This is a genomic window from Streptomyces himastatinicus ATCC 53653 (assembly GCF_000158915.1).
GTDB lineage: Bacteria > Actinomycetota > Actinomycetes > Streptomycetales > Streptomycetaceae > Streptomyces > Streptomyces himastatinicus.
Genome location: NZ_GG657754.1, coordinates 3,879,620 through 3,887,064 on the forward strand (window position 1 = coordinate 3,879,620; position 7,445 = coordinate 3,887,064).

Here is a 7,445-nt window from a genome sequence, read left to right on the forward strand (position 1 = left end):
CCAGCTCCGCGTAGTCCAGCACCCCCTGGGCGTCCAGGACGTCCAGGTACTCGGCGAGGAAGGCCGCCGCCGCGCCCCAGTCCGGGCGACCGGTGCGGGCCGCGAACTCCCCCAGCGACCGCGGGCCGAGGCCCAGCTCCCGGCTGCGGGCGAGCACCGCGCGCACCTCGTCGGCGAAGCCGCGGGTGGTCAGGCAGGCGCGCAGCTCGTCGGGCCAGCGGGCCGAGGCGCGCCCCGCGCGCTCCAATTCGGCCTGCCCGGCGAGCAGTTCCCTTACGACGACGTCCTGTTCCGGGCCGGACAGCAGCCGCAGCGGATCGGCGAACAGGTCGACGTCCTGATGGGCGCGGACCAGCGCGTAACAGAAGGAGTGGAAGGTGGTGGCCCGCGGCCCGGTCGCGCCCTCCAGCCGCACCGTCATCCGGTCGCGCAGCTCGACGGCCGCCCTGCGGCTGAAGGTGAGCACCAGGATCCGCTCCGGGTCGGCGCCCTCGCGCACCCGCCGGGCGACGGCCTCCACGAGCGTCGTGGTCTTCCCCGTGCCCGGCCCGGCGAGCACCAGCAGCGGACCGCCCTCGTGCTCAACCACGGCGCGCTGCCGTGCGTCCAGGACAGGAAAGGCCACCGGATCCGGCCGACTGCGGACCAGGCGGTACGTGCCCGCTGACGGCAGCCGCAAATACGGCTGCCGTCCCCGCCGCTGTCGCGGCAGGGACGAGGAGGAGGTACTCACATGGATCGCCGGTCCTGGTGGGTTGGCTGGGTGCGGGAAAGCCTCTCATGTGCCGCGGGGTGTCACCCGAATGGCTGTGGACAACCCCTATCCCGCGCTGCCGCCCCCGTCTTCCGTGCTCTCGGTGCCGTCCCAGCGGGCCCGCCGCATGTCGATCTTCGGCAGATGCCCCTCGGCCGAGCGCGGCGCCCCGCGCAGCGGAGTGCCCTCCTCGCGGTAGTGGTCGAGGGCGCGCAGTTCGCTGCCGGGCAGCAGCGCGCCGTCCGCGCGCACCACGCGCCACCACGGCACGGCACCCCCGTAGAGGGCCATCACCCGCCCCACCTGGCGCGGGCCGCCCTCCTCCAGCCACTCGGCGATGTCCCCGTAGGTCATCACCCGGCCCGGCGGGATCAGGTCGGCGACGTCCAGCACCCGCTCCGCGTACGCGGGCAGCTCGTCGTCGGCCCGCGGCTCCTCGCTCTCCCGGCTCATCCCGCCCATCCTGCCGCACACCACCGACACCGCCACCGACCCCGCCCCGCGCGGTACCGTCGAAGGCTCTGCGGACGGCAGCGGGGGTTCGATCACGCATTGTGCGGGAAACCCCTACAGGGCGTACGATCCGAGGCTCACATCCCCGAAATGCACCCTGATGCCCTCCTCCGCAGCCCGGGCATGCCACCATCTTCCGGGCGGTGACTGGTGATACGAGATCAAGAAGAGACGGCGAAGCAGCAGGGTGCGCAGCCTCCGGAAGAGGAGGCCCGCACCCCTGAGGCGCTGCCGCGCTCGGACGGCTCGGACGGCACCGGCGGTCCGCACGGCCCCCAGGACCACGGCGGCGCCGAGAACTGCGGCGACCCGGGCGACCCCGACGGCCCCCAGGGGCACAACGAACGGGTCTCGGGCGACGAACCGCTGCTGCCCGCCCGGGTGCACCGCCCCTCCGACCTGATGCGGCTGCTGCTCGGCGCGCTGGGCATCGGCATCGTCCTGGCCGTCGCGGCCTTCGCCCACGGCACCACCGCGGGGCTGGAGAAGGACATCGGCCACGGCGCCAACCAGGCGCCCCCGCTGATGATCGACTTCGCGGGGCTGACGGCCAGTATCGCCGTGCTCGTCCTGCCGGTGGCGTTCGCGATCGAGCGGCTGGTCAAACGGGACGGGCTGCGGATCGCGGACGGCGTCCTGGCCGCGGTGCTCGCGCACGGCATCTCCCTCGCCACCGATCTGTGGGTCGCCAGGGCCGCGCCCGACTCGATCCGCGAGGCCCTCACCCAGACCGCGCCCGGCGGCGCCCTGAGCGATCCCGTGCACGGCTACCTCGCCCCCGTCATCGCCTATATGACGGCCGTCGGCATGGCGCGCCGCCCCCGCTGGCGGGTGGCCATGTGGGGCGTACTGCTGCTCGACGCGTTCGCGGTGCTCGTCGGCGGCTACACCACCCCGTTCTCGATCATCATCACGGTGCTCATCGGCTGGACCGTCGCCTACGGCACGCTCTACGCCGTCGGCTCTTTTAACGTCCGGCCCACCGGTCAGCACCTGCTCGCCGGGCTGCGCCGGGTCGGCTTCAACCCGGTCAGCGCGGCGCGCGCCGAGGAGGCCGTCTACGAGCACGGTAACCACAGCGACCGGGGCCGCCGCTATCTGGTCACCCTGGAGGACGGGCCACCGCTTGTACTTTACGGTGGTCGACCGCTAACAGCAGGCCCAGGGCTTCTTCTACAGCGTCTGGCAGCGGCTGACGCTGCGCACGATCACCCTCGTCCTGCGCAGCCTCCAGTCGCTGCGCCAGGCGCTGGAGCAGGAGGCGCTGCTCGCGTACGCGGCGATCGCGGCGGGTGCCAACGCGCCCAAGCTGATCGCCACCTCCGAGCTGGGCCCGGACGCCGTGATGCTCATCTACGAGCACATCGGCGGCCGTCCGCTGCACGCCCTGCCGGACGAGGCGATCACCGATGAACTGCTGGCCGGGGCCTGGCACCAGGTGCAGGCGCTCCAGTCACGGCGCATCGCCCACCGGCGGCTGGACAGCGACGCCCTGATGGTCGACCGCTCCGGCGCGGTCATCCTGACGGATCTGCGCGGCGGCGAGATCGCGGCGGGCGATCTGGTGCTGCGGATGGACATCGCCCAGCTGATGACCACCCTGGGGCTGCGGGTGGGCGCCGAGCGCTCCGTGGCCGTCGCGGTCGACGTCATCGGGCCGGACGCGGTCGCCGACAGCCTCCCCCTGCTCCAGCCCCTCGCCCTGGGCCGGGCCACCCGGGCGACGCTGCGCCACCTCGCCCGGGAGCGCGCCCAGCGGCAGCGGGAAGCAGTGCTGGAGGCGTCCCGCGCCGCCAAGGAGGCCAAGGCGCGGGAGGCCCGGGAAGCCGAGGAGGCCCGGGGGGAGACCGACGGCGGGCGCAAGGCCGAGGCGGCCGTCAGCGACCGCAAGACGGCCAAGGCCGAGAAGCAGGCCGAGAAGCAGGCGCTCGACGAGGCCCTGGAAGAGGCCCGCGAGGAGGATCTGCTCGCCCAGATCCGCCGCCAGGTGCTGCTGGTGCGGCCGCAGGCGCCGATCGAGCCGGTGCGGCTGGAGCGCATCAAGCCGCGCACCCTGATCAGCTTCTGCGCGGGCGCCTTCGCCGCGTACTTCCTGCTGTCCCAGTTCACCCACCTCAAGCTGGGCGCCCTGGTCGGCGAGGCCAACTGGATCTGGGTGGTGTTCGCACTCCTCTTCTCCGCGCTCACCTATGTGGCCGCGGCCCTGAGCCTGCTCGGCTTCGTCCCCGAGAAGGTGCCCTTCGGGCGTACGGTGCTGGCGCAGGTCGCCGCCTCGTTCGTAAAGCTGGTGGCGCCCGCGGCGGTCGGCGGCGTCGCCCTCAACGCCCGCTTCCTCCAGCGCGCCGGGGTGCGGCCGGGGCTCGCGGTGGCGAGCGTCGGCGCCTCGCAACTGTTCGGCCTGGCCAGCCACATCGTGCTGCTGGCCACCTTCGGCTACATCACCGGCACCGAGCGCACCCCGACGCTCTCCCCCTCCCGGACCGTGATCGCCGGGCTGCTGACGGGCGCCGTGCTCACCCTCGTGGTCACCGCGGTGCCCGCACTGCGGAAGTTCGTTTCCACCCGGGTGCGGTCGCTGTTCGCCGGCGTCGTGCCGCGCATGCTGGACGTGCTCCAGCGGCCCCGGAAGCTGCTCGCCGGAATCGGCGGCATGCTGCTGCTGACCGCGGCCAACGTGATGTGCCTCGACGCGTCCATCCGCGCGTTCGGCGGCGACCTGAGCTACGCGAGCATCGCGGTCGTCTTCCTCGCGGGCAACGCCCTGGGTTCGGCCGCCCCCACCCCGGGCGGCGTCGGCGCCGTCGAGGCCGCCCTGATCGCCGGACTCACCTTCGCCGGGCTGCCGTACGAGACGGCCGCGCCCGCGGTGCTGCTGTTCCGGCTGATGGTCTTCTGGCTGCCGGTGCTGCCCGGCTGGCTGGCGTTCACCCACCTCACCCGCCGAGAGTCCCTGTAGCCGCACCGACGGCCCCAGGGGGGTGTCCGGACCGTCCCGCCGGGCCCGCGCGCCCTCACCCGTACGCCCGCGCTGTGCGCGCGCGACCCCGCCGGGGCCCGCAGGATGGCGGTACGCCGCCACCCCGGGAGAGAGCCGCCGTGTCCCGACCCCTGCGCACCGGTGCGCTGTCCGCCGCCGCCCTGCTGCTCGCCGCCACCGCCGGATGCGGCGGCGACCCCGGACGGCCGGACACCACCGCGGGCCAGAAGCTCCGCTGGAGCACCTGCCCCGTCCCCTCCGACAGCGAGGACGGGGCGACCACCAAGGCCCCGGGCCGGGAGTGGGAGTGCGCGACCCTGCACGTTCCGCTCGACTACGCGAAGCCGCGCGGCGCCACCGTCGGCATCGCGATGATCCGCGCCAAGGCCACCGACCCCGACAAGCGGATCGGCTTCCTTGATCTTCAACTTCGGCGGCCCCGGCGGCTCCGGCGTCGCCACGCTCCCCGCTCTCGCGGGCACCTACAAACAACTGCGCACCCGCTACGACCTGGTCAGCTTCGATCCGCGCGGGGTCGGCCGCAGCAAGGGGGTGCACTGCCTCGGCGACCGGCAACTCGACGCCTACTACGCGGCCGACGCCACCCCGGACGACTCCGCCGAGGTGAAGTCCCTGGTGCGCCGGGTCAAGGGCTACGCCGCCGGATGCGAGAAGCGGTCCGGCGCGGTGCTCCCGTACGTCGGCACCACCAACGCCGCCCGCGACATGGAGGTGATGCGCCGCGTCCTCGGCGACCGCAAGCTGTACTACTTCGGCGTCTCCTACGGCACCGAACTGGGCGGCGTCTACGCCCATCTGTACCCGAAGAAGGTGGGCCGGGCGCTCTTCGACGGGGTCGTGGACCCCACCCAGAACCCCGAACAGGGCGCCCTCGGCCAGGCGAAGGGGTTCCAACTGGCGCTGGGCGACTACCTGAAGGGGTGCCGCGGCACCGCCGCGGCCGGCTGTCCGACCCAGGCCCAGATCCAAGCCCTGCTGAAGCGCCTCGACCGGCATCCGGTGGCGGGCAGCGGTAACCGGAAGCTGACCCAGTCGCTGGCCGACGGGGGCATCGCGCAGTCCCTGTACTCACGGGACTTCTGGCCGTACCTCACCCAGGGGATCGCCGGGGCCCGGCAGGGCGACGGCGGGATCCTGCTGGCCCTCGGCGACGCCATGAACGGGCGCGACGAGAACGGCGACTACAGCACGCTCCAGTCCTCACTCACCGCCGTCACCTGCGCCGACTTCAAACAGCGCTACACCCTGGCCGACATCCGGCGGAAGCTGCCCACCTTCCGCAAGGCGTCCCCGGTGTTCGGCGACTTCATGGCCTGGAGCCTCACCCAGTGCACCGACTGGCCCGTCCGCGGCGCCTGGACCACACCCGACGTCAGCGCCCACGGCGCCGCCCCCATCCTGGTCGTCGGCAACACCGGCGACCCGGCCACGCCGTACGCCGGGGCGCGCAAGATGGCCGACGAACTCGGGCCCGGGGTCGGCGTCCAGCTCACGTACAAGGGCGAGGGACACGGGGCGTACGACAGCGGCAGCGGCTGTGTGCGCAAAGCCGTGAACGCCTATCTGCTGAACGGCCGGGTTCCGGAAAACGGCAAGGTCTGCACCTAGACACCCTGGGCCCGACCGTCGCGGCTGTGACCGTATGGAGAACAAGCGCGCACACTCCCGCTCATACCATCCTCATAGGATCACCGACCATGTCGAGTTCCCTCCGCACGATACGGACCAGGGCGACCAGGGCGCTGGTCTCCGCGACCGCCGCGGTCACCCTCATCGCCGTCGCCGGCTGTAGCGGCGGCGGAAAGGACCAGGGCGAGGCGTCGGCGACCCCGTCGTCCGGCCGCTCGTCCACCGCCCCGGCCGCGCCCCCGGGCGCCTCCGGCCTGCCCGGCTCGCTCACGGGCCAGAAGCCGCACTGGAAGGGGTGCGAGGCGCCGTCCGCGCTCCAGGGCACCGGCAAGGCGCCGGGCAACGACTGGGAGTGTGCCGACCTCTCGGTGCCGCTGGACTGGGCGAAGCCGGACGGCGCGACCATCGACCTCGCGATGATCCGCGCCAAGGCCGCCGACCAGGACAAGCGGATCGGCTCCCTGGTGTTCAACTTCGGCGGCCCCGGCGGCTCCGGGGTCTCCTCCCTGCCCGGATTCGGCGGGGATTACGAGAAACTGCGCTCCCGCTATGACCTCGTCAGCTTCGATCCGCGCGGGGTCGGCGAAAGCGAGGGCGTGACCTGCCGGAGCGACAAGGAGATCGACGCCGCGGAGGCGGTGGACGGCACTCCGGACGACGCCGCCGAAATCAAGGCGGCGACCGCGGACGCGAAGAAGTACATCGCCGGATGCGAAAAGCGTTCCGGAAAGATGCTGCCCCATGTCGACACCGTGAGCGCGGCCCGCGACATGGACCTCATGCGGCAGGTGCTGGGCGACCGGAAACTCTCGTATTTCGGCATCTCCTACGGCACCGAACTCGGCGGCGTCTACGCCCATCTCTACCCGTGGCATGTCGCGCGCGCGGTCCTCGACGCCGTGGTCGACCCGTCCGCGGACACCGAACAGGGCTCCCTCGCGCAGGCCAGGGGGTTCCAGCTCGCGCTGGACAACTACCTGCGGGACTGCGCCAAGAAGGGGCTCGGCTGCCCGGTCGGCGACGATCCGAAAGCGGGCGCCGAGAAGATCGTCACGCTGCTGAAGAAACTCGACAAGAAGCCGCTGGACACCGACAGCGGCCGCAAGCTCACCCAAGGCGGGGCGCTCGGCGGTATCGCCGCCGCGCTCTACTCCAAGGACAGCTGGAAATACCTGACGCTGGGCCTTCAGGAAGTGCTGATGCTCGACAAGGGCAATCTGCTGCTCGCGATGGCGGATTCGATGTCCGGCCGCGACGACAAGGGCCGCTACCGCATCTTGTCGAGCGCCGCGCTGTCCAGCAGCTGTACGGAGTTGATGTAGCCGTAGAGCGCCGCGTACACGGCCGTACCCGCGAGCGCGAGCCGCACCGGCGTGGCGCCCCGGCTACCGCCGAGCGCGTACACCAGCACGGAGGCGATGGCGGTGCCGAGGAAGGCGAACCACACGTAGCCGGTCAGCGAGGTGACGCCGAGAAAGCTGATCGCCGAGACGACGGCGGCGGACGCGCCCGCGTTCAGCCCGAGCAGCCCGGGGTCGGCGAGCGGGTTAC

Annotated in this window: 3 protein-coding genes and 3 pseudogenes; 3 read left to right on the top strand and 3 right to left on the bottom strand. The window is 72.5% G+C overall.

From position 1 onward, the window contains the following. Together SSOG_RS15735 and SSOG_RS15740 are read right to left on the bottom strand one after the other, a co-directional pair. On the bottom strand, nucleotides 1–733 hold a 733-nt coding region (locus tag SSOG_RS15735; protein WP_009715217.1), incomplete at its 3' end, for a UvrD-helicase domain-containing protein. 87 nt (nucleotides 734–820) lie between these two features. Beyond that, the gene (locus SSOG_RS15740; protein ID WP_039937697.1) at nucleotides 821–1,207 is read right to left on the bottom strand and encodes an MGMT family protein; all 387 of its coding nucleotides are present in this window, start codon (nucleotides 1,205–1,207) and stop codon (nucleotides 821–823) included. Between the two features lie 210 nt (nucleotides 1,208–1,417). Between SSOG_RS15740 and SSOG_RS15745 the strand changes: the two are divergent. The 3 genes and pseudogenes from SSOG_RS15745 to SSOG_RS15755 all read left to right on the top strand — a co-directional run bounded on the left by SSOG_RS15745 (nucleotide 1,418) and on the right by SSOG_RS15755 (nucleotide 7,216). Next, nucleotides 1,418–4,223: pseudogene (locus SSOG_RS15745) on the top strand (lysylphosphatidylglycerol synthase transmembrane domain-containing protein). A 140-nt stretch (nucleotides 4,224–4,363) separates the two neighbouring features. Further along, nucleotides 4,364–5,873, top strand: a pseudogene (locus tag SSOG_RS15750) (alpha/beta hydrolase). Between the two features lie 89 nt (nucleotides 5,874–5,962). Beyond that, a complete protein-coding gene (locus SSOG_RS15755) occupies nucleotides 5,963–7,216 on the top strand; it encodes an alpha/beta fold hydrolase (RefSeq protein WP_009715222.1) in 1,254 nt (417 codons plus the stop codon). Here the strand turns inward: SSOG_RS15755 and SSOG_RS15760 are convergent. Further along, nucleotides 7,165–7,445, bottom strand: a pseudogene (locus tag SSOG_RS15760) (iron chelate uptake ABC transporter family permease subunit); the annotation flags it as partial. The gene SSOG_RS15755 and the pseudogene SSOG_RS15760 sit on opposite strands and share 52 nt — an antisense overlap.